Annotated in this window: 18 protein-coding genes; 10 read left to right on the forward strand and 8 right to left on the reverse strand. The window is 68.6% G+C overall.

Translation table 11 applies throughout. The annotated features are described in order from the left end of the window. Positions 1 to 129: 129 nt before the first annotated feature. On the reverse strand, positions 130 to 876 hold the full coding sequence (locus I6I07_RS02470; RefSeq protein WP_198485574.1) for an SDR family NAD(P)-dependent oxidoreductase: 747 nt from the start codon (positions 874 to 876) through the stop codon (positions 130 to 132). 115 nt (positions 877 to 991) lie between these two features. Here I6I07_RS02470 and I6I07_RS02475 point away from each other — a divergent pair, with 115 nt between their 5' ends. Together I6I07_RS02475 and I6I07_RS02480 are read left to right on the forward strand one after the other, a co-directional pair. Then, entirely contained in the window at positions 992 to 1,636 is a 645-nt protein-coding gene (locus I6I07_RS02475; protein WP_061072403.1) for a TetR/AcrR family transcriptional regulator, read from the forward strand. Positions 1,637 to 1,647: 11 nt separating this feature from the next. After that, positions 1,648 to 3,243 (forward strand): sensor domain-containing diguanylate cyclase, encoded by a 1,596-nt coding sequence (locus I6I07_RS02480; RefSeq protein WP_198485575.1) that lies wholly within the window; start codon positions 1,648 to 1,650, stop codon positions 3,241 to 3,243. A gap of 6 nt (positions 3,244 to 3,249) precedes the next feature. On the opposite strand, the gene I6I07_RS02485 is transcribed toward I6I07_RS02480, so the two are convergent. Beyond that, positions 3,250 to 5,322 carry an AsmA family protein gene (locus I6I07_RS02485; protein ID WP_198485576.1) on the reverse strand — a complete coding sequence of 691 codons (2,073 nt, stop codon included), beginning with the start codon at positions 5,320 to 5,322 and terminating at the stop codon, positions 3,250 to 3,252. Positions 5,323 to 5,617: 295 nt separating this feature from the next. On the opposite strand from I6I07_RS02485, the gene I6I07_RS02490 reads away from it, so the two are divergent. Further along, entirely contained in the window at positions 5,618 to 7,543 is a 1,926-nt protein-coding gene (locus I6I07_RS02490) for an LTA synthase family protein (protein ID WP_198485577.1), read from the forward strand. Positions 7,544 to 7,657: 114 nt separating this feature from the next. Here I6I07_RS02490 and I6I07_RS02495 read toward each other — a convergent pair whose 3' ends face one another. Beyond that, on the reverse strand, positions 7,658 to 8,263 hold the full coding sequence (locus I6I07_RS02495) for a DNA-3-methyladenine glycosylase I (RefSeq protein WP_198485578.1): 606 nt from the start codon (positions 8,261 to 8,263) through the stop codon (positions 7,658 to 7,660). A gap of 216 nt (positions 8,264 to 8,479) precedes the next feature. Between I6I07_RS02495 and I6I07_RS02500 the strand changes: the two genes are divergently transcribed. Further along, on the forward strand, positions 8,480 to 8,953 hold the full coding sequence (locus I6I07_RS02500) for a YkgJ family cysteine cluster protein (protein WP_198485579.1): 474 nt from the start codon (positions 8,480 to 8,482) through the stop codon (positions 8,951 to 8,953). Between the two features lie 13 nt (positions 8,954 to 8,966). Here I6I07_RS02500 and I6I07_RS02505 read toward each other — a convergent pair whose 3' ends face one another. The 3 genes from I6I07_RS02505 to I6I07_RS02515 form a co-directional block, all read right to left on the reverse strand. Further along, entirely contained in the window at positions 8,967 to 9,830 is an 864-nt protein-coding gene (locus tag I6I07_RS02505; RefSeq protein WP_061074409.1) for an alpha/beta hydrolase, read from the reverse strand. Further along, entirely contained in the window at positions 9,827 to 9,985 is a 159-nt protein-coding gene (locus tag I6I07_RS02510; protein WP_198485580.1) for a hypothetical protein, read from the reverse strand. The genes I6I07_RS02505 and I6I07_RS02510 overlap by 4 nt, the downstream gene beginning before the upstream one ends. Before the next feature lie 210 nt (positions 9,986 to 10,195). Next, a complete protein-coding gene (locus I6I07_RS02515; RefSeq protein ID WP_006392995.1) occupies positions 10,196 to 10,975 on the reverse strand; it encodes a helix-turn-helix domain-containing protein in 780 nt (259 codons plus the stop codon). Between the two features lie 107 nt (positions 10,976 to 11,082). On the opposite strand from I6I07_RS02515, the gene I6I07_RS02520 reads away from it, so the two are divergent. The 6 genes from I6I07_RS02520 (at position 11,083) to I6I07_RS02545 (ending at position 16,022) form a co-directional block, all read left to right on the forward strand. Beyond that, complete coding sequence (locus tag I6I07_RS02520; protein ID WP_198485581.1) at positions 11,083 to 11,523, forward strand: transcriptional repressor; 441 nt, start codon at positions 11,083 to 11,085, stop codon at positions 11,521 to 11,523. Continuing rightward, positions 11,520 to 11,939: a hypothetical protein gene (locus tag I6I07_RS02525; RefSeq protein WP_198485582.1), complete on the forward strand. Its 420-nt coding sequence runs from the start codon at positions 11,520 to 11,522 to the stop codon at positions 11,937 to 11,939. Before I6I07_RS02520 ends, I6I07_RS02525 begins: the two co-directional genes overlap by 4 nt. 412 nt (positions 11,940 to 12,351) lie before the next feature. Then, positions 12,352 to 13,263, forward strand: coding sequence for a LysR family transcriptional regulator (locus I6I07_RS02530; protein ID WP_198485583.1), 912 nt, complete (start codon positions 12,352 to 12,354; stop codon positions 13,261 to 13,263). A gap of 185 nt (positions 13,264 to 13,448) precedes the next feature. Beyond that, positions 13,449 to 15,065 (forward strand): methyl-accepting chemotaxis protein, encoded by a 1,617-nt coding sequence (locus I6I07_RS02535; protein ID WP_198485584.1) that lies wholly within the window; start codon positions 13,449 to 13,451, stop codon positions 15,063 to 15,065. A gap of 118 nt (positions 15,066 to 15,183) precedes the next feature. Next, positions 15,184 to 15,471, forward strand: coding sequence for an MSHA biogenesis protein MshH (locus I6I07_RS02540; protein WP_198485585.1), 288 nt, complete (start codon positions 15,184 to 15,186; stop codon positions 15,469 to 15,471). 119 nt (positions 15,472 to 15,590) lie between these two features. Further along, positions 15,591 to 16,022 carry a RidA family protein gene (locus I6I07_RS02545; protein ID WP_061072409.1) on the forward strand — a complete coding sequence of 144 codons (432 nt, stop codon included), beginning with the start codon at positions 15,591 to 15,593 and terminating at the stop codon, positions 16,020 to 16,022. A gap of 43 nt (positions 16,023 to 16,065) precedes the next feature. Here the strand turns inward: I6I07_RS02545 and I6I07_RS02550 are convergent, their stop codons facing one another. Next, the gene (locus tag I6I07_RS02550; RefSeq protein WP_198485586.1) at positions 16,066 to 17,385 is read right to left on the reverse strand and encodes a hypothetical protein; all 1,320 of its coding nucleotides are present in this window, start codon (positions 17,383 to 17,385) and stop codon (positions 16,066 to 16,068) included. A gap of 10 nt (positions 17,386 to 17,395) precedes the next feature. Continuing rightward, on the reverse strand, positions 17,396 to 18,556 hold the full coding sequence (locus tag I6I07_RS02555; protein ID WP_198485587.1) for a hypothetical protein: 1,161 nt from the start codon (positions 18,554 to 18,556) through the stop codon (positions 17,396 to 17,398). Positions 18,557 to 18,565: the final 9 nt, after the last annotated feature.

Consider the following 18,565-nt stretch of genomic DNA (forward strand, 5'->3'; position numbering starts at 1 on the left):
AAAAAAGTCGCGTGTCCCCCGACGCAAAGCCGCCAACCGCTCACGGCCCGCCGCCGAAACGGGCCGCCTGCCAAGTGCGGCCCGCCCTCGCTTCAAGACGCATATCGGGCCGCATATCAAGCCCGCACATCAGGCCGCGTACCCGCCGTCCACCGCCAGGCTCGCGCCCGTCACGTAGCGTCCATCGGGACCGGCCAGGAACGCCACCATGCCGGCGATGTCGCGCACCTCGCCATAGTGCGGCAGCGACAGCACCGCCACCAGATCGCCCGCGTGCTCGCCGGCGGCCGGGTTCATGTCGGTGTCGATCGGACCCGGATGCACCACGTTGGCGGTGATGCCGCGCGCGCCCAGGTCACGCGCGAGGCCACGCGTCATGCCCAGCAACGCCGACTTGCTGGCCGAGTACAGCGTCACGCCGGCGCGGCCCGAGCGCTCGGCCAGGCAGCTGCCGATGTTGATGATGCGGCCGCCGTCGGGCATCGCGGCCTGCGCCGCCTGGATCGCGACGAACGGCGCGCGCACGTTGATGTTCATCGTGCGGTCGTAGTCCTCCAGCGTGACCTCGTCCAGCGGGCCAGCCAGGAAGATGCCGGCGTTGTTCACCAGCACGTCCACCGGGCCCAGTTCGCCGATGGCCTGCTCCACCGCCTGCCGCACTTGCGCCGGATCGGCCGAATCGGCCTGGATGGCGCGCGCGCGCCGTCCCTCTGCCTCGAGTTCGCGCGCCAGCGCCTGCGCCGTGTCGCGCGACGAAGCGCTGACGTAGGTGAAGGCCACGTCCGCGCCTTCCGCCGCCAGGCGGCGCACGATCGCCGCGCCGATGCCGCGGCTGCCGCCGGTCACGAAAGCCACTTTTCCGTTCAGGTTCTGCATGGGTCTACCTTAATTTGTAGTGTTCAGTACAAATATCATCGACTGGCGGCGGCCGGACGTCAACGATTTTTTTATCAATCAACACAAAATAGCTCTCGCGAGTAAAATCCGGTGCATGGCAGAACGTGGGCGCCCCAGGAACTTCGACCGGGCCCAGGCCTTGCGCAAGGCCATGGAAGTCTTCTGGTCGAAGGGATATGAAGGAGCATCGCTAACCGATCTGACGGCTGCGATGGGCATCAACTCGCCCAGCCTCTACGGCGCATTCGGCTCAAAAGAAGGACTATTTCGCGAAGCGGTGCAGCTTTACCGCGACACCGACGGCGCCGCCTCGCGCCGCGCCCTGGCCGACGCCGCCACCGCCCGCGCGGGCATCTGCGGCATGCTGCTGGCGGCGGCCGAACGCTTCACCACGCCGGGCGCGCCGCCGGGCTGCCTGATCGTCCTGGGCGCGCCATCCGGCGCCGACACCGATGCCGGCGTGGGCGTGTTCCTGGGCGACAACCGCCGCGAAATGCAAGGCCGCATCCTGGCCCGCCTGACCGCTGGCGCCGCCGCCGGCGAGCTGCCCGCCGGCGCCGACCTGAAAGGGTTGGCGGCGTTCTACACCACCATCCTGCACGGAATGTCGATCCAGGCGCGCGACGGCGCCAGCCGCAAGACCTTGCAAGCGGTAGCGCGCCAGGCGATGTGCGCCTGGGATGCGCTCACCGCCGGCATGCCCCCTTCCGGCCTGCCGCCGGGCCGCGCCCACGCCTGACGGGTTCTTCCATGATCCGCATCGACCTCCGGCGCCTCATCCTCTGGATCAGCCTGCTGTCGATATTCCTGGTGCTGGCCGCCGGCCTGCATGCCAGCTACCTGGTGCAACGCGACCTGCTGCTGCACAACGCGCTCGAGAGCAACCGCGTCTATGCCGCCAAGCTCGCCGCCACCACGGAGTACTTCCTCGGCGACCTGCGGCGCCACCTGGCCTACAGCGCCGACATGCTGGCGGACCTGGAGACCCACCCGGAACTGATGTCGTCCGAGACGCGGCGCCAGGAAGAACAGCTGGGCCACTTCAACTCCAGTTTCGTGGTATCGGCGCAAGGCAAGGTGCTGGCGGTATCGACCTCCTACCCGCAGCTGATGGGCCAGCAGATGACCAGCGAGGCCGCCAGGATCGCGCTGAGCACCCGCCGGCCGTTCATCAGCGAACCCTTCCGCGCCAACTCGGGCCGCTGGCTGATCCTCTACACCCATCCGATCTTCTCGCGCGACTACCGCTATCTCGGCTATATCGCCGGCACGCTCTACCTGCACGAGGACAACGTGCTGGACCGCCTGCTGGGCCAGCACTTCAACCGCGACGACTCGCTGCTGTATGTGCTGGCGCGCGACGGCACCCTGATCTATCACCCCGACCGCAGCCGCCTGGGCAGCATGTCCGCGAACAAGACGGCGCTGGCCGCGGCGCTGCGCGGCGAAACCGGCGAGGCGCGCTTCACCGACGCCACCGGCACCGAGATCCTGGCCGGCTACGCGCCGGTGCCCAGCACCGGCTGGACCATCATCGCGCAGCGGCCGGTGGCCAGCACCCTGCTGCCCCTGAACGACCTGCTGATGGCGACCGCCCGCAACACGCTGCCGCTGCTGCTGCTCTCGATCCTGCTGATCTGGCTGCTGTCGCGCTGGATCGCCCGCCCGCTCGGGGAACTGGCCAGCATCGCCAAGCACATGCAGGATCCCGATTCGGCCGAGCGCATCCGCAAGGTGCGCTCGTGGTATTTCGAGGCCTCGCAGCTCAAGCGCGCGCTGCTGATGGGCCTGACCTCGATCCAGCACAAGATCCGCGACCTGCGCCGCGCGTCCACCACCGACACCCTGACGTCGCTGCTGAACCGGCGCGGCCTGAACGAGGCCATGGCGCTGCTGCAGGCGGCCGATACGCCGCTGGCCATCGTCGCGCTGGACATCGACCACTTCAAGAACGTCAATGATCTTTACGGCCACGCCGCCGGCGACCGCGCGCTGCAGGTGCTGGCGGCGCTGCTGACCGAAGGCTCGCGCAGCGGCGACACGGTCGCGCGCAGCGGCGGCGAGGAATTCGTGATGCTGATGCCGGGGTCGCCGCTGGCCGCCGCGGTGGCCACGGCCGAGCGCCTGCGCCAGAAGCTGGAGGCGCTCGGCACCGAAACCGGCCTGCCCGCGCCGATCACGCTGTCGGCCGGCGTGGCCTGCTATCCGGAACACGGCGCCACGCTGGACGAAGTGATCCAGCGCGCCGACCGCGCCCTCTACTACGCCAAGAACCATGGCCGCAACGCGGTCTGCGTCGCCGACAACCAGGCGCGCGACGGCGCCCGCATGGCGCTGCCGCGCTGACGCCGCCTACTTGCCCTTGGGCGCCGGCGCCTTGGGCGGGGTGCGCATCTGCTTGAGCAGCGTGCCGCAGGAATTGTCGTCGGTGGTGCTGGGCGCGATCAGCGCCAGCAGGCCCGCCGCCGGCGTCAGGATCACGCCCAGCGCCACCATGCCCGCGCCGCGCGCGGCCAGCGGCCCCACGTGCACGCCCACGTCCGGCTTGCCGAAGGTGCCGCGCACGTACAGCGGCGAGCGCAGCGAGAAGATGCGGAAGCCCTTGCTGTCGGGCGTGATGTCCAGGTCGAGCTTCTCGTTCTTGAAGTCCGTGGTGCCGGTGATGTTGATCAACGCGTTCTCGGTATCGAACACGAACACGCGCGGCGTCATCACGCCGCTCTTCATCTCCAGGTCGGCCGCGCCGCAGTTGATCTTGACCTCGTCGTCGCCGAACAGCTTCGAGACGACGTAGTTGCCGACGTTCAGGCCGGCGATCTCCATCAGGCTGCGGCTGATGACGCCGTCGTTGACCAGCATCTTCACGTCGCCGCTGGCCGAGCCGAGCAGCGCGGCCACGGAATTGCCCGTGCCCGACAGCGCCAGGTCGCCGTTCAATTCGCCCAGCGCGCTCTGCATCGCCTCTGTCGCCGGGAACAGCTGCTTGAGCCGCAGCCGCCGCGCGTGCATCTCGACGCGGCCCGTCAGCGGCGCCTTGGATCCATCCAGCCGCACGGTCGCCGCCATGCTGCCGCCGGCCATGCCGAAGCGCAGCGGATCGAGCGTCAGCTGGCCATCCTGCAGGATCACGTGCACCGTCAGGTCCGACAGCGGCAGCTTGGCGTCGTGCACGATGCGGCCGGCCTCCAGCGCCACGTCGGCATCCATGTCGCGCCAGCGGTCGGTGCGGAACGCCTGCGTCGGCAGCACCTTGCCGTTGGGCGGCTTGGCGGGCGCGTCCTTGGGCTTGTCCTGGGCCGGGGCGGGCTTGCCGGACTGCACGCCGATCAGCGGCCCCAGGTCGGCCATGCGCAACTGCCTGGACGACAGCTTGCCCGTCAGTTTCGGACGCGGCGCAGCCAGCGAGAACGTCATGTCGCCGTGCAGATCGCTGTTGCCGACGCGGCCGTTGAAGTCGCGGTACTCGAACACCGCGCCGCCGGCGTTGCGCAGCCTGGCCACCAGATGGCCATCCGTGGAATACGGCGGGGTGTCGGGCAGCGTCACGCCGGTCAGCGGATACAGCTGCGCCATCGAACCGCCCGACAGCTTCAGGCGCAGGTCCAGCGCGCCCAGGTTGGCGGGGTCGGTCAGGGTGCCGGTGATGGCCGCCTTGGTGCCGCCGATCGACACGTCGGCCTGCACCGGGAAGGGCTGCTTCGGATCCTGCAGCGCCAGCATGCCGCCGACCTTGCCTTCGCCCTTGGTGGGCAGGTTCTTGAATTTGCCGTCGACCTTCCAGCCGAAGACGTAGTCACGCGGCGCCGCCGCGGCGGCGTCTTCCGGCAAGAAGGCCGCGCCGGCCACGTCGGCGAACGGCACGGGCTTGCCCAGCGGATCGACCAGCACGGTCAGGTCCGCCTGCAGGATCGCATCGGACAGGCCGACGCTGCCCTTGTCGAAGCCGATTTCATTGATGTCCAGCACCCACGGCGACGGCTCGCCGGTCTCGGGCAGGGTGAAGACCCAGTTGGCGCGGCCATCGGCCAGGCGTTCGAGGTCGGCGGCGGGCTCGGTCAGCTGGATGCGCCGGATCACCACCCGGTGGGCCAGCAGCGGCAGCGGCGACAGGCTGAACTCACCGCGCTTGAGGGTGGCGAATTCCGGCACCCGGGCCCATTCGGTGTTGGCGACGCTGATGTCGTTGGCCACGATGTGCGGCCATGGCACCCATGCGCGCCACCCGCCCTCGTCTGATTCACGCGACCACTCCACGGTCAGGTCGCCGTTGATCGCGAAGGGCCGCCCGATGGCCGCGCTGACGCGTTCATTGATCATCGGGCGGGCGCGGTTCCAGTCGAAGGTGGCAACCAGCACGACCAGCACCGCCACCAGGACGACGAGGCTGCCCACAATCCCGACCGCTATTTTTGTTTTGCGCGTCATCGTTATCATCCTTGCCGTTGCCGCCGGAGCGCCGATGCCCCGGCCCTATTTACCCTCAAGGGTAGCGCGCCGCGCCGGCCGGGTTAAGCTTGCCGGCCTCATAATGTGTACGGATTTTTCCGTGTCATAGGGCGTGGTCGGCAAAAGTTACAAAGCGACCGGGCGGGAACCCGCCGCTCGCCCACCGCGGACGGAATAATTCCTACCGATTTTTTGACGCCCACCCTGTTCAAATGCGCGGCGATCGACCCGCAACCGTCCCGGGGACGGAGCAGCAGTATTACCTGGAGGCCCGATGCGGCATTCGAGCTTGATTTTCGTGCTGGCGGCCTTCGCGCTGCTGACCCTCAGCCGCGTGGCCCTGGCCGCATGGCAATGGCAGCGGGTGCGCAACGCCGGCGGCCTGGCGCCCCTGCTGCTGGGCGGGCTGCGCATCGACGCGCACCAGATCGGCGTGCTGGCCGCGCTGCCGATCGTGCTGTCGCCCTGGCTCGGCCACCTGCCGTTCGCCGCCACCGCCGCCGGCATCTGGTACCTGGTCGCGTTCATCCTGCTGGCCTTCCTGGAAGTCGCCACGCCGCCCTTCATCCTCGAATACGACACCCGTCCCAACCGGCTGTTCGTCGAATACCTGAAGCACCCGCGCGAGGTCTCGGGCATGCTGTGGCGCGGCTACAAGGGCGCGCTGCTGGGCGGCTTCGCCGCCCTGGGGCTGATCGGCTGGGCCGGTTATGCGCTGTTCGGCCACGCCGTGCCCGACGCGCCGCTGGCCTGGTGGCAGATGCCGCTGGCCAGCCTGGCGATCCTGGCGGTGGTGATCCTGGCGATCCGCGGCACCCTCGGCCACCGGCCAATCAACCCGTCGTCGGTGGCCTACAGTTCCGACGGCATGCTCAACACCCTGGCGCTGAACTCGCTCTATAACGTGTTCTACGCCGTCTACAGCATGAGGAACGAGAAGTCGGCCTCCGCCGTGTACGGCGGCATGGACGACGACGACATGCAGCGCCGCGTGCTGACGCAGGCCGGCCTGCCCTATCCGCCGGCCAACCCGGACCACCCCAGCCTGCATCGCCAGCCCGCCAGCCGCAAGACGGCGCGCCCGCTCAACCTGGTCATCATCCTGGAAGAAAGCCTGGGCGCGCAGTACAGCGCCGGCCTGGGCGGCATGGACCTGACGCCCGAACTGGATGCGCTGGCGCGCGACGCCTGGACCTTCACCCGCGCCTACGCCACCGGCACGCGTTCGGTGCGCGGCCTGGAAGCGGTGGTGACCGGTTTCCTGCCGACCCCGGCGCAGGCCGTGCTCAAGCTGCCGCGCTCGCAGCGCGGCTTCTTCTCGCTGGCCGACCTGCTGGGCCGCCACGGCTACCATTCGCGCTTCATCTACGGCGGCGAATCGCACTTCGACAACATGAAGGGCTTTTTCCTGGGCAACGGCTTTCGCCAGATCGTCGACCGCGAGGACTTCATCGATCCGGCCTTCGTCGGCACCTGGGGCGCGTCGGACGAGGACATGTTCAACCAGCTCGACCGGCTGCTGCGCGAGGACGGCGACCAGCCGACCTTCACGCTGGCCTTCAGCGTCTCGAACCACTCGCCCTGGGAATACCCGGCGGGCCGCATCCAGACCGAAGGCAACCCGGCCACGGTGGAGAACACCGTGCGCTATGCCGACTGGGCCCTGGGCCGCTTCTTCGAGCGCGCCAAGGCCGCGCCCCACTGGGAGAACACGGTCTTCCTGATCGCCGCCGACCACGATTCGCGCGTGTTCGGCGCCAGCCTGGTGCCGGTGCGCCACTTCCATATTCCCGCCGTGATCCTGGGCGCCGGCATCGAACCGCGGCGCGACGACCGCCTGATCAGCCAGATCGACCTGGCGCCGACGCTGCTGTCGCTGATCGGCGTCGATACCGAGCACCCGATGCTCGGCCATGACCTGACGCGCAGCACGCCGGGCCGCGCCATCATGCAGTACGACAACACCTACGGCTACCTGAAGGAAAACGACCTGCTGGTGCTGGCGCCGAACAAGACGCCGGTGCAGTACCGCTACACCGCGCCGGAAGACTATGCCCCGGCGCCGCTGGATCCGGCGCTGGCCGACGAGGCGCTGGCGCACGCGCTGTGGCCCAGCTGGGCCTATCGCGAAGGACGCTACTGCATCCCGGGCGCGGCCACCATGGCGCCGGACGCGAAGACGCCGGCTGCAGCCGGGTAGGAGCCGCGGGAAGCCGGCGATGCGCGCCGGCCCGCCGCCACGTTATTCACAGGCGCCCTGCCAACGGGCCGCCTCGGGCCGACCAACTTGGGTCGACCAACGTGGGGGGTCACCTTACTTCGGCCGCCGGAACGCCTTGCGCGCCTTCTCGCTGGGGCCGTGGCAATGGCAACCCGGATGGTGGTCGTTGACCATGCCGACCGACTGCATGAACGCGTAGACCGTGGTCGGGCCGACGAACTTCCAGCCCAGTTTCTTGAGGGCCTTGGACAAGGCCTCCGATTGCGCCGAGGTCGACGCGCCGCGCGTGGACGGGGATCCCGGCGGCGCCTCGAAGCGCCAGAAGAACGCCCCCAGCGACCCTTCGCGCTCGATCATTTCCAGCGCCCGCTGGGCGTTGTTGATGACGGCTTCGATCTTGCCGCGATGGCGCACGATGCCGGCGTCGGCCAGCAGCGCCAGCACCTGCTTTTCGCCGAAGCGCGCGACCTTGGCCGGATCGAACGCGGCGAAGCCGCGGCGGAAGGCCTCGCGCTTGTTCAGGATGGTGCGCCAGCTCAGGCCCGACTGGAATCCTTCCAGGCACAGCTGCTCGAACAGCGCGCGGTCGTCGCCTTGCGGACGGCCCCATTCGTTGTCGTGGTACGCCATGTATTCGGCGGACGTGTCGACCCAGGCGCAGCGGGCGAGGCCGTCGGAAAAGTCGGAGTTGGCGGTCATGGAAATGGGTCCTGGCGGCTATCGGGTTTCCGATGCTACCGCAGCAACGTCCCCGAAAAAAGTCGTAGCGGCCGCAAGCCGAATCCAGCTACTATTTCCCACCCTGATCCCGCGCCGGCCGTGCCCGAGCGCGCCCCGGATCGGCCAGGCGGGCTTGCGGCATGCAAGCCCGTTTTGCGTCATGCCGGGACCGGACAGGCTTTCGGATCCTCCGCCATGTCCCTGCTCGAGACAGCCGCCCTGACCCTGGTGTCGCCCGCCCTGCTGGCCGGCGACAACAACCCCGCCACCAATCCCTGTCTGGACTGCGGCGCCTGTTGTTCGCATTTCCGGGTGTCGTTCTATATCGGCGAACTGGCTGGCGAAAACGGCGGCCAGGTGCCGCTCGACCTCGTGACGCAGATGAGCCCGCTGCGGGCCTGCATGAAGGGCACCGAAATGGGCGGCGGCCGTTGCATCTCGCTGCGCGGCGAGCTGGGCCAGCCCGGCATCCACTGCGCCATCTACGAGAACCGCCCGACGCCGTGCCGCGAGTTCGACATCTGGATGCCCGACGGCTCGCCCAATCCCGATTGCCAGCGGCTGCGGCTGGCGCTGGGCCTGCCCGCGGTGCCGCCGCGGCCCGACGCGGAAAACGATCCGCAAGGCCCGTCGCACCCCAACCAGCCCGACCAGCCGGCCGCGGCCTGATCCGCCTGCCGCCCTAGCGGGCGGCGACCAGCATGGCCTCAGCGCCCGCCTGCGCCTCCTGCCCGCGCGCGGGCCGCGGCGCATTGTCGCGACGCCGCACGCGCACGATGCCCGGATCCTTGCCCAGGAAGCTCAGCACGTTCTGCATCACGCGCTCGCGCTCGTGATCGACACAGATCATGTGATAACTGTCCTGCAGCAGCACCACCGACGCGCCGGGAATGCGCGCCCCCAGCAGCCGCGCCGAACGCGGGCTGGTCAGCTCATCCTCGACCGCGTGCATCACCAGCGTGGGGCAGCGCATCCGCTCCAGGCCGCGCTTGACCATGCCGCGCAGGCGATCGACCTGCCGCACGCAGGCCAGCGGCACCCATTGGTAGTGGAAGCCATCGCCGCGCGCGAAGCCTGCCTTGATGAAGGCCCGCACCAGTTCGCTCTTGACGCCGTAGGGGTCTTCTTCCTCGACCCGGATGCGGCGCGGCACGCCCGGCACGTGATACAGCAGATAGCGCAGGCCCCGGTACCAGGGCGTGCTCCAGCCATCCAGGAACACCGGCGCCGACAGCGACACCAGCGCGCCGCGGGTATGCGACTCGCGCTTGCACAGTTCGACCGCCAGCAAGGCGCCCAGGCACATGCCGATCACGTGCACCACCTCGTACTGCTCGCACAGCTCGCGGTAGCGCCGGGTGACGACGTCCATCCAGTCCTCGACCCGCACGTCCAGCAGGTCCTCGGGCCGCCCCGCGTGGCCGGGCAGCGTCACGCCATGGGTTTCCACCCCGGCGCGCGCCAGCACCTTGTGCAGCGAGCCCATGTCGAATTCCGTGCCGCCCAGGCCGTGGATCAGCAGCGCGCCGGTACGCGGGGTCGTCACGGCATGCTCCCGGCCGGGGCATCGAGCTGCCAGGCGGCGCGCGTGGCCGCCAGCAGGCGCGCCAGGACGTGGGCGAAGGCGAGGACCGGGGTCGGAACCGCGCCGGCGCCGGCGCTCCCGGCCGGCGAGAAAGCGAGGAAAGGTTGGCAAGTCATGGAACACCCTTGATGCATGGAGGGCAGGACGAGAAGACCTGTCCTACCCTGCCGCCATGGTAGGCAAAGGGCATCCGCGAAGATCCGCAAATCTGTCGGGAAAAAGTGAAGATCCGTAAAGGCTGGCCAGGGCTGGACGGCGCGGCCGGCGACGGGTGTTGGCGGCCTGCCGCCACGCGGCCCCGGACCGGCCGGCGGCCCGTCGAAGACTTATTCCCGGCCCGCCAGGTAGCGCGTGGGCGTCATGCCGAAGGCGGCGCGGAAGTTGCCGATGAAGGCGCTGGTGCTCTCGTAGCCGACCGACAGCGCGGCTTCCGTGACCGAACCGCCACGGCACAGCATTTCCAGGCCGCGCAGCAGGCGCGCCTGCTGGCGCCACTGGCCCAGCGTGACGCCGGTCTCCTGGCGGAAACGTCGCATCAGGGTGCGCGTCGACATGTTCAGCCGCTGCGCCCATTCGTCGATGCCGGAGGGGTCGTCGGGCGTGCCCAGCAGCGTGTTGGCCAGGTCCTGCAGGCGCGGATCGTCCGGCATCGGCAGCAGCACCGGGGCGTGCTCGCGCTGCTTGACCTCGACCAGCAGCACTTCGAACAGCTGTTCGAGATAAGCCTCGGACAGCTCGCCGGGCGGGCTGGTGGTGAAGCGCTCCATCAGCGCGTCGATCAGGCGCGACGACGGCCACGAACGGCAATGGTCCGGCAGCCGGGCGCAGGCGTCGGGCCGCACGTACAGGAACGAACCGCGCGCCTCGCCGAACCAGCGCGCGGCGTGCGTCACCCCGGGCGGAATCCAGCCCAGGCTGCCCGGCAGCACGGTCCAGACCTCGGCGCCCGACTGCACCAGCACCAGGCCCTCGTGCACCAGCACCAGCATGCCCTCGTTGTGCACGTGGTCAGGCACCGACAGGCCCTTGGACGCGCGCGGATGGCGCATGCTGAACGGCGTCAGCAGGACATCGGGCAAGGCGTTGTGGACCACGGTCACGCGCATGGTTGGCAGGTTTGAGCTACAGGTTGACGGATTCCCGTTAGCGGGGTCATTTGAAAATGTACATCATTCTCATCATTCGGGCATCGCCCCCGGAATGGAGAATCGACATGGACCCTACCCGCCTGCGCGTGGCCGGCATCAAGGCCACCTTCCCGCGCCTGAAGATCCTGGACATCTTCCACCAGCACGCGGACCAGCACATGAGCGCGGCGGACATCTACCGCAGTCTCATCTCGGAACACAGCAGCATCGGCCTGGCCACGGTTTATCGCGTCATCACGCAACTTGAGGACGCCGGCGTGCTCAAACGTACTCAGCTCGACTCGCACTCCAACGTGTACGAGTTGAATGACAAGGGACACCACGACCACCTGGTCTGCCGCCACTGCGGCCGGATCCAGGAGTCCAGCGACCCCGCGATGGCGCAGCTGGTGCGCGATATCGCCAGGCAACGCGGTTTCGCGCTGGACTCCTACAGCCTGGTGCTTTACGGCGGCTGCGGCTGCCGCAAGGCCGCGCCCGCCCCTTCCATCGGAGAATTCGAATGAACCGCGACCAGTTTTTCTTCCACGACCTGTCCCACTTCCCCATCGTCACCGCCAAGCACGGCAGCGCGCCGGCCGGCTATTCCGCCAGCTGGATCCGCGAGATGGAGATGCTGGTCGACAACCCCCAGACCTTCGTCATGGTGGTGCCGGACATGCGCACCGAGGCCAGCCACGACGACCGCAAGGCCATGATCGACTGGCAGACCACCAACATGCCGCGCCTGAAGGCCCGCTGCCGCGCGTTCATCGCGGTCGAACGCGACGCCGGCGCGCTCGACAAGATCCGCAAGCGCGGCGAGAAGATGGCGCGCGCTTTCGGCATGCCGTTCCTGGCCGTGGCCACGCCGCATGAGGCGGTGCAGTGCGCGCGCGAATTGCTGGGCCAGGCCGGCCCGGGCGGCTTCGCGGTCGACTGACGCGCCGCCGACGCTTCCACACGGCTTTCAAGCGCACCCGCGGGTGCGCTTTTTTTTGCGTCTTCGGCCCGCGCCCGCCCGCAAATCCCGGTACCAGGGCTTATTGCCGAAATTAGAATGCAATATTGATAAATTTGCGATTGTGGCAAAAGGTGTTGCTGGAATAAATTCCACCACTGGCCCAATCGCCTGTCCCACAGGCCCCGGGGCTGGCATTGCAGCGCGCCGGGCTCCCGGAAAGCGCTCTTTCCGCGGCGCAACCCACCCTCGCTTGCGTGGTCCGACGCCGTTGGCCGTGGCGTTCACAAGACGGCACGGCGCGCGGCCACCCCAAGGACCGCCGCCTCCCGCGCTGTTCATAGCGGTTGCCAGCCGCCCGGACTCGACATTGAGATTTACGGCACGCACATCAATGAAGCGATTCCAATTCGACAGCACCGCGCTTCGTTACTTTCTCACTGTCGTCGACACAGGGTCCGTCAATGGCGCCGCCGCGCGGCTCAACGTCGTCAGCTCGGCCGTCAGCCGCCAGATCGCCGGCCTGGAGCAACGCCTGCACAACCAATTGTTCGAGCGCCACCCCAAGGGCATGCGGGTGACCGAAGTCGGCCGCATCCTGGCCGATCACGCGCGCCGCGTCGAGGCCGACGCCGCCCGCACCTATGCCGAAATCGACGGCCAGAACGGCCGCTACACCCAGACCGTGAAGATCGCCGGCGCGCCCGGCTTCGCCGCCTACGCCCTGCCGCGCAAGTTCGCCGCGTTCCAGGCCGAACACCCGACCATCCGCTTCAAGCTGCACATCCTCGACGCCGGCCTGGTGGCCGAACGGGTCCGCTCGGCGCAGGCCGACATCGGCGTCACCTATAGCCACACGGCGGAAAAGGACATTGCCGTGATCTACTCGCATCCCGCCGAGATCGTCGCGGTGATGCGCCCCGGCCACCCGCTGGCCGCCAGCGAGTCGCTGCACATCACGCAACTGTCGGCCTATCCGCTGGCGCTGCCGGATGGCGGCAGCGCCCTGCGGCAGGTGCTGGACATGGCCTGCAGCCTCTACAACGTCACGCTGTCGCCGGCCTTCACCTCGAACCTGCCGGGCGCGGCCTATCACTACGTCCAGGCCAGCGACGCGGTCACGCTGTGCGCCCGCCTGACCGCCAGCGAACACCTGGAAAGCGGGCGGCTGATCTGCCGTCCGATCAACGACGCGCTGCTCAACGCCGGCCAGCTGCAGTTCCAGACCCACGCCTCGCGCCCCCTGTCGGACGCCGCGCACCGCTTCCTGCGCTTCATCCGCAGCGACGCCCCACAACTGTTCTGACCCCGCCGCAAGGCCCGCCAACGCGCGGGAGAGCCAGACTCGGCGGCAGCATTGCCGAAAGCAGAATGCCTCGATGAAAAATGATCAATTGTTAAATTTGTAATTCAAATTTACAGTCAGCCGGATTTTCCGAGACCACGCTTTGACGGGTCAGCCCCAAGACACACACAGGAGCCCCCCCCACCATGCTCAAGAACCTGAAGATACGCACCGGCCTGCTGGCCGTGATGGCCATCTTCGTCCTGGCGCTGGCAACCGCCACAAGCATGGGCTGGCTCTATGCACGGGACGCCGACGTCGCGGTGGACGACCTGAACTCGGTCGCCACCGAGCAGACCCGCCCGCTGTACGAAACGCAGACGCTGCTGCTGCGCAGCCGGCTGATACTGGTGGCCGCCTACCTGGACATCGTCTCCGGCAAGGGCAGCCAGGCCCAGGGCAGCGTCGACCAGGCCAACCAGGCCTTGCAGGAGGCGCGCAAGCGCTTCGCCGTCTACCAGCGCGTGCCCAAGAACACCGAGGCGGGCCTGAAGCTGTCGGGCGAACTCGACAGCGTGTTCAGCGCCTACGTGCGCAGCATCGAGGCGCTGGAAGCCGCCCTGCAGAAGCAGTCGGCCGAAGGCTATGCCGCCGCCGTCGTCGACACCCGCAGCGCCGACGCCCGCTTCGCCGAGCGCGTGACCGGCTTTCTCGAACACACCGAGCGCCGCAGCGCCGCCATCAACGCCGCCTCCGACCAGCGCTACGAACGCGCCGAGCTGTCGACCATCATCATGCTGGCCCTGGCCGCCGCGCTGGCGCTGGGTTGCTGGCGCTTCATCAGCCGCCAGGTGCTGCAGCCCCTCAAGGACGCCGCCACGCATTTCGACCGCATCGCCTCCGGCGACCTGACGCAGCGCGTCGCGGTCAATTCCACCAATGAGATCGGCGTGCTGTTCACCGCCCTCAAGCGCATGCAGGAAAGCCTCACCCGCACCGTCGGCGAAGTGCGCCGCAGCGTCACCGAGATCAACACCGGCGCCGCCGAGATCTCGTCGGGCAACACCAACCTGTCGGCGCGGACCGAGGAACAGGCCGCGTCGCTGGAAGAAACCGCCGCGTCGATGGAAGAGCTCGCCACCGCGGTCAAGCAGAACACCGAACACGCCCACCAGGCCAACAGCCTGGCCGCCGAAAGCCGCGGCGTCGCCCTGCGCGGCGGCCAGGCCGTCGGCCAGGTGGTCGAAACCATGGCCCGCATCTCGGAAAGCTCGCGCCGCATCTCCGAGATCGTCTCGGTGATCGACGGCATCGCCTTCCAGACCAACATCCTGGCCCTGAACGCCGCGGTCGAGGCCGCCCGCGCCGGCGAACAGGGCAAGGGCTTCGCGGTGGTCGCCGGCGAAGTGCGCACCCTGGCCCAGCGCAGCGCCCAGGCCGCGCGCGAAGTGAAAGACCTGATCGAGCAATCCTCCAGCAATGTCGACAGCGGCGCCGAACAAGTCCGCGCGGCCGGCGACACCATGCAGGAAATCGTGGACTCGGTGCAGCGCGTCACCCAGATCATGGCGGAAATCACCGAAGCCTCGACCGAGCAGTCCATCGGCATCGACCAGATCAACCGCGCGGTCACGCAGATGGACGACGTCACCCAGCAGAACGCCGCGCTGGTCGAGGAAGCGGCGGCCGCCGCCTCTTCGCTGGAAGACCAGGCCAAGCGCCTGGCGGCCACCGCCGCGTTCTTCAAGCTGCCCGCCGAAACCGTGATCGACGTGACGCCGCAGGCCATCGCGGCCCCGCTGCGCCCGGCCTACGTCGCCTGACGGCGGGCTTTCCGTCCCGCGGCGATTTAAGACTGCGCCCGATCGGCCGTTGTCCTGTAGGTCAGGCCCCGCGGCATCCCCCGCGACCGGCCTTCAACCGACCACGAGCCCACGACGCATGAGCCGCGCCCTCGCCTGCCATTTTTGCCTCTCGACACTGGCGCAAGGCGCGCCCCTGCTGGAAAGAAACGGGGCCGCCATCTGCAAAACCTGTGCCGACGCCTTCTCGGCCGAGTTCACCGAGCGCGCCTGGGCCATGGCGTCGTCCCTCGACGAACAGCTGGACGTGCTGCTGGTCGAAAGCCAGCGGGCCCTGCAGCACAGCGCGGTCCTGGCCGAACGCGCCCGCGGCTGCGGCCTGAGCCTGGCCGACCTGACAGCCATGCCGCCCCGCACGCTGTCCTGATCCGGCGCGGATCCGTCGCTCTGGTCGACAAGTGATGCCCGGGCTTCTGCCTTGACCTCAACCACGGTTGAGGTTTGATACTGGCGCTCCAGCAATACGATTCGTTCACGGAGCCCAGCATGTCTGCCCGCATCACCCCCGCCCTGCCCTCGCTCGCCTTCATCAACCCGCCCGGCCTGTACGACCCCCGCCCCAATGGCTATTCGCACGTCGCAGTGGCCGACACCCCCGCGCGGCTGATTTTCGCCGCCGGCCAGGGCGGCGAAAACACGCTGGGCGAACTGCAGCCCGATTTCGTGCTGCAGGTGCGCCAGGCGCTCGACAACGTCCAGACCGCGCTGCAAGGCGCCGGCGCCACGCTGTTCGACGTCGCCAAGCTGACCGTGCTGGTGGTGGATCACACCCAGGAACGCCTGGCCCTCTTCACCCAGGAGATCAAGGCGCGCTGGGGCATCCACCTGGCGCCGGCCTGCACCCTGATTCCGGTGCCGCGGCTGGCGCTGGATGGGATGCTGGTGGAGATCGAGGCGACGGCGCTGCTGCCGCTCTGATCCACGCCGCCTGCGGGCGGCGCGGGGGGAGTGAACCCGGCGTTCAGGCGCTGCCGACCGGCGCGCGCTCCAGCAACGCCCGGATCACCTGCAACTGCGCGTCGAACGCCTGCAGGCGCGCGTCCTGGTGGGCGCCCACCGCCTGATTCCAGGCCTGCAGTGTCTCCAGTACCCGCGGCGCCTGCTCCAGCCCCTGCGTCAAACCCTGCGCGCATTGCTCCAGCACCAGGCCCTGCGCCTTCTGCGCTTCGCCCAGGTCCGCCAGCACGCCCGTGGCGCGGCGCAGCTCGGCCGATTCCTCCGCCGATGCATCGGCCAGGGCCCGCACCGCGGTGACGACCGTGCCGCCGCGCTCGATCAGCACCGTCAACATCTCCTCGAGCGACGTCGCGCGCGCCTTGGCCGTGTTCACCTGCGCGATCGCCGCGTCCTGCCAGTCGCCAATCTGCTCGAAGCGCGTCTCGATCTGGGCCTGCACGCGTTCCTCGTGTTCGCGCGCCTGCGCCAGCTGCCGCTGCAAGACCTCGTGCGACTGCAGCGACTCGGCCTGGCGCTGTGCCAGCCGCTCGACCAGCTCGCCCAGGTGGTGCACCTGGCGCGACAGCATCTGCTCGTTCACCACGTCGCCGGGCATGATGCTGAGGCGGTGGTTGCGAACGTCCAGGCATTCCAGCATGAACTTGCGGACGGCGCGGATGTAATCCTCGACCTGTCCCCGCAACAGCACCATCATCAAGCCCAGCAGGATCGACCCCACCAGGCCGAACAGCGATGCCGCGAAGGCGGTGCCCATGGCGGTCAACGGGCTCTGCAACTGCGCCACCAGGCGCCCGAAGACCTGCTCGACCTGCGATCCGTCGACGGCGCTCGTGTTGAGCTCCGCCAGCATCCCGCCGACATCGCCCAGGGTATAGATCAGGCCGATGAACGTGCCGACCAGGCCCAGCGCCACCATCAGGCCGACCAGGAAATCCGGCAATATCTGGGCCTGATAGACCCGCACCCGCAGATCCTGCACGTCTTTTTCCAGGGCCTCCTGGCCCAGCGCGAGCATTTCCTGGCGCAGCAGCACCTTGCCCAGGGTGGTCTGGACATACGGCAGCGTGCGCCAGTCCCTGCCCTGGCCCTCGACCGCGGCGACGAACTGCCTCAAGGCGTCCCATCGCTTGTTGACCCGCAGGCTCTGGTAGACGATGAGTATGGTGCCCACCGCGATACCCGTCAGGATCACGAAGGTGATGGCATGGCCGGACCCCAGCGCCAACTTGATCAGATCGGGCCAGATGGCCGACGCCACCAACGCGCAGATCAGCGGAGACAAGACCTTCGCCACCTGCCAGCGTATCGATCGGGAACGCATCATGATCGGCTCCTCAAGGCTCGACGGACATGGAGACCGTCATGTCTTTCTGCCCGGCGGACGCCGGGGCCATGTGCATCCGGATCTGCCCGGGCGCCACTTTCCGCTTCATCAAATAGTCCTTGATAGAAATGAGATAGAACAAAGCCGTGCGCTTGTTTTCGGTCAGCGCATAGTTCGGCACATAGATCACCACGTCGATGCTGACGCCGCTGTCGCGCCGGGCCTCGAAGTCCTTGAGCGTGCGTTGCAGATCGTCCTCGATCCGCTGGCGGAAACTGTGGTCGTCTTCCGGCATCGTCGGCCCGAACTTGTCAGCCGACTTCGGATGGCCCCCCGCAGCCGCGGCGCTACCCGCCGCATGGCCATCCGCGGCGTTGCCACCCGAGGCCGCCGACCCGCCGCCGGGACCGGCGCCCGCCGCTCTTTGCGCCAGCGCGGCCTGCTTCTTACGCAGAGCAGCCAGTTCCTGCCGCAGGGCATCGTTTTCCCGGCGCAACGTCGCATGCTCCAGCGCGTCCGCCGACGTGCCGGCGGACGCGGCGGCACGCTCATCCTGCCCCCGGGTCGTTTCATCCCGCGCAACGCCTTCGCCCGCGCCGACCACGGCCCCGACCCCGGCACCGGTATCAACGCCGGACGCCGGCACGGCACGAACGGCAGCCGGCATGACCGGCGGCGGCATGCCCGGCGCGTCGCCGTCAGCCCCTTCTGCCTGTCCCAGCGGCAGGTCATTGCCAACCGGCCCCGACGCCCACTGGACGGATTGCGAGGCCTGCGCCTTCGCGCCATCTGCGCCACCCGGTCCAGCTGTGCCACCCGCGCCATGGGCGCCGCCCGCGGCATCGGCGGTATCCGCGGCGTCCACCGCCTCCGCCCGGCCGCCACTGCCAGAGTCCGCCGGCTGCGTTCCCGCCTGCGCGGCAAGGTCCTTGCCACCGGCCGGCTCTCCCCTCGTTGCGCTGCCCGCCGGCGAGCCCGGAACCGTCTTCGACTCATCCAGCCGCTGCTCGATCAGCGCGCGCTGGATCGCCATCTTGGCCATGAGGCCGCTGAACATCCCCAACGACATGGCCAGGATCACGATCACGAAGACCAGCGCCAGCACCAGATTGGAGAAGGCGTCCACGAAGCCCGGCCAGTAGTTGATATTCCCCGAAGATTCGCTATGCATGGCAGCCCT

Source organism: Achromobacter deleyi, assembly GCF_016127315.1.
Classification (GTDB): domain Bacteria; phylum Pseudomonadota; class Gammaproteobacteria; order Burkholderiales; family Burkholderiaceae_B; genus Achromobacter; species Achromobacter insuavis_A.

Bases quoted from the DNA above. Each gene is read 5' to 3' on its own strand.
- I6I07_RS02470 (WP_198485574.1), bottom strand. From the start codon at position 876: ATGCAGAACCTGAACGGAAAAGTGGCTTTCGTGACCGGCGGCAGCCGC.
- I6I07_RS02475 (WP_061072403.1), top strand. From the start codon at position 992: ATGGCAGAACGTGGGCGCCCCAGGAACTTCGACCGGGCCCAGGCCTTG.
- I6I07_RS02480 (WP_198485575.1), top strand. From the start codon at position 1,648: ATGATCCGCATCGACCTCCGGCGCCTCATCCTCTGGATCAGCCTGCTG.
- I6I07_RS02485 (WP_198485576.1), bottom strand. From the start codon at position 5,322: ATGACGCGCAAAACAAAAATAGCGGTCGGGATTGTGGGCAGCCTCGTC.
- I6I07_RS02490 (WP_198485577.1), top strand. From the start codon at position 5,618: ATGCGGCATTCGAGCTTGATTTTCGTGCTGGCGGCCTTCGCGCTGCTG.
- I6I07_RS02495 (WP_198485578.1), bottom strand. From the start codon at position 8,263: ATGACCGCCAACTCCGACTTTTCCGACGGCCTCGCCCGCTGCGCCTGG.
- I6I07_RS02500 (WP_198485579.1), top strand. From the start codon at position 8,480: ATGTCCCTGCTCGAGACAGCCGCCCTGACCCTGGTGTCGCCCGCCCTG.
- I6I07_RS02510 (WP_198485580.1), bottom strand. From the start codon at position 9,985: ATGACTTGCCAACCTTTCCTCGCTTTCTCGCCGGCCGGGAGCGCCGGC.
- I6I07_RS02515 (WP_006392995.1), bottom strand. From the start codon at position 10,975: ATGCGCGTGACCGTGGTCCACAACGCCTTGCCCGATGTCCTGCTGACG.
- I6I07_RS02520 (WP_198485581.1), top strand. From the start codon at position 11,083: ATGGACCCTACCCGCCTGCGCGTGGCCGGCATCAAGGCCACCTTCCCG.
- I6I07_RS02525 (WP_198485582.1), top strand. From the start codon at position 11,520: ATGAACCGCGACCAGTTTTTCTTCCACGACCTGTCCCACTTCCCCATC.
- I6I07_RS02530 (WP_198485583.1), top strand. From the start codon at position 12,352: ATGAAGCGATTCCAATTCGACAGCACCGCGCTTCGTTACTTTCTCACT.
- I6I07_RS02535 (WP_198485584.1), top strand. From the start codon at position 13,449: ATGCTCAAGAACCTGAAGATACGCACCGGCCTGCTGGCCGTGATGGCC.
- I6I07_RS02540 (WP_198485585.1), top strand. From the start codon at position 15,184: ATGAGCCGCGCCCTCGCCTGCCATTTTTGCCTCTCGACACTGGCGCAA.
- I6I07_RS02545 (WP_061072409.1), top strand. From the start codon at position 15,591: ATGTCTGCCCGCATCACCCCCGCCCTGCCCTCGCTCGCCTTCATCAAC.
- I6I07_RS02550 (WP_198485586.1), bottom strand. From the start codon at position 17,385: ATGATGCGTTCCCGATCGATACGCTGGCAGGTGGCGAAGGTCTTGTCT.
- I6I07_RS02555 (WP_198485587.1), bottom strand. From the start codon at position 18,556: ATGCATAGCGAATCTTCGGGGAATATCAACTACTGGCCGGGCTTCGTG.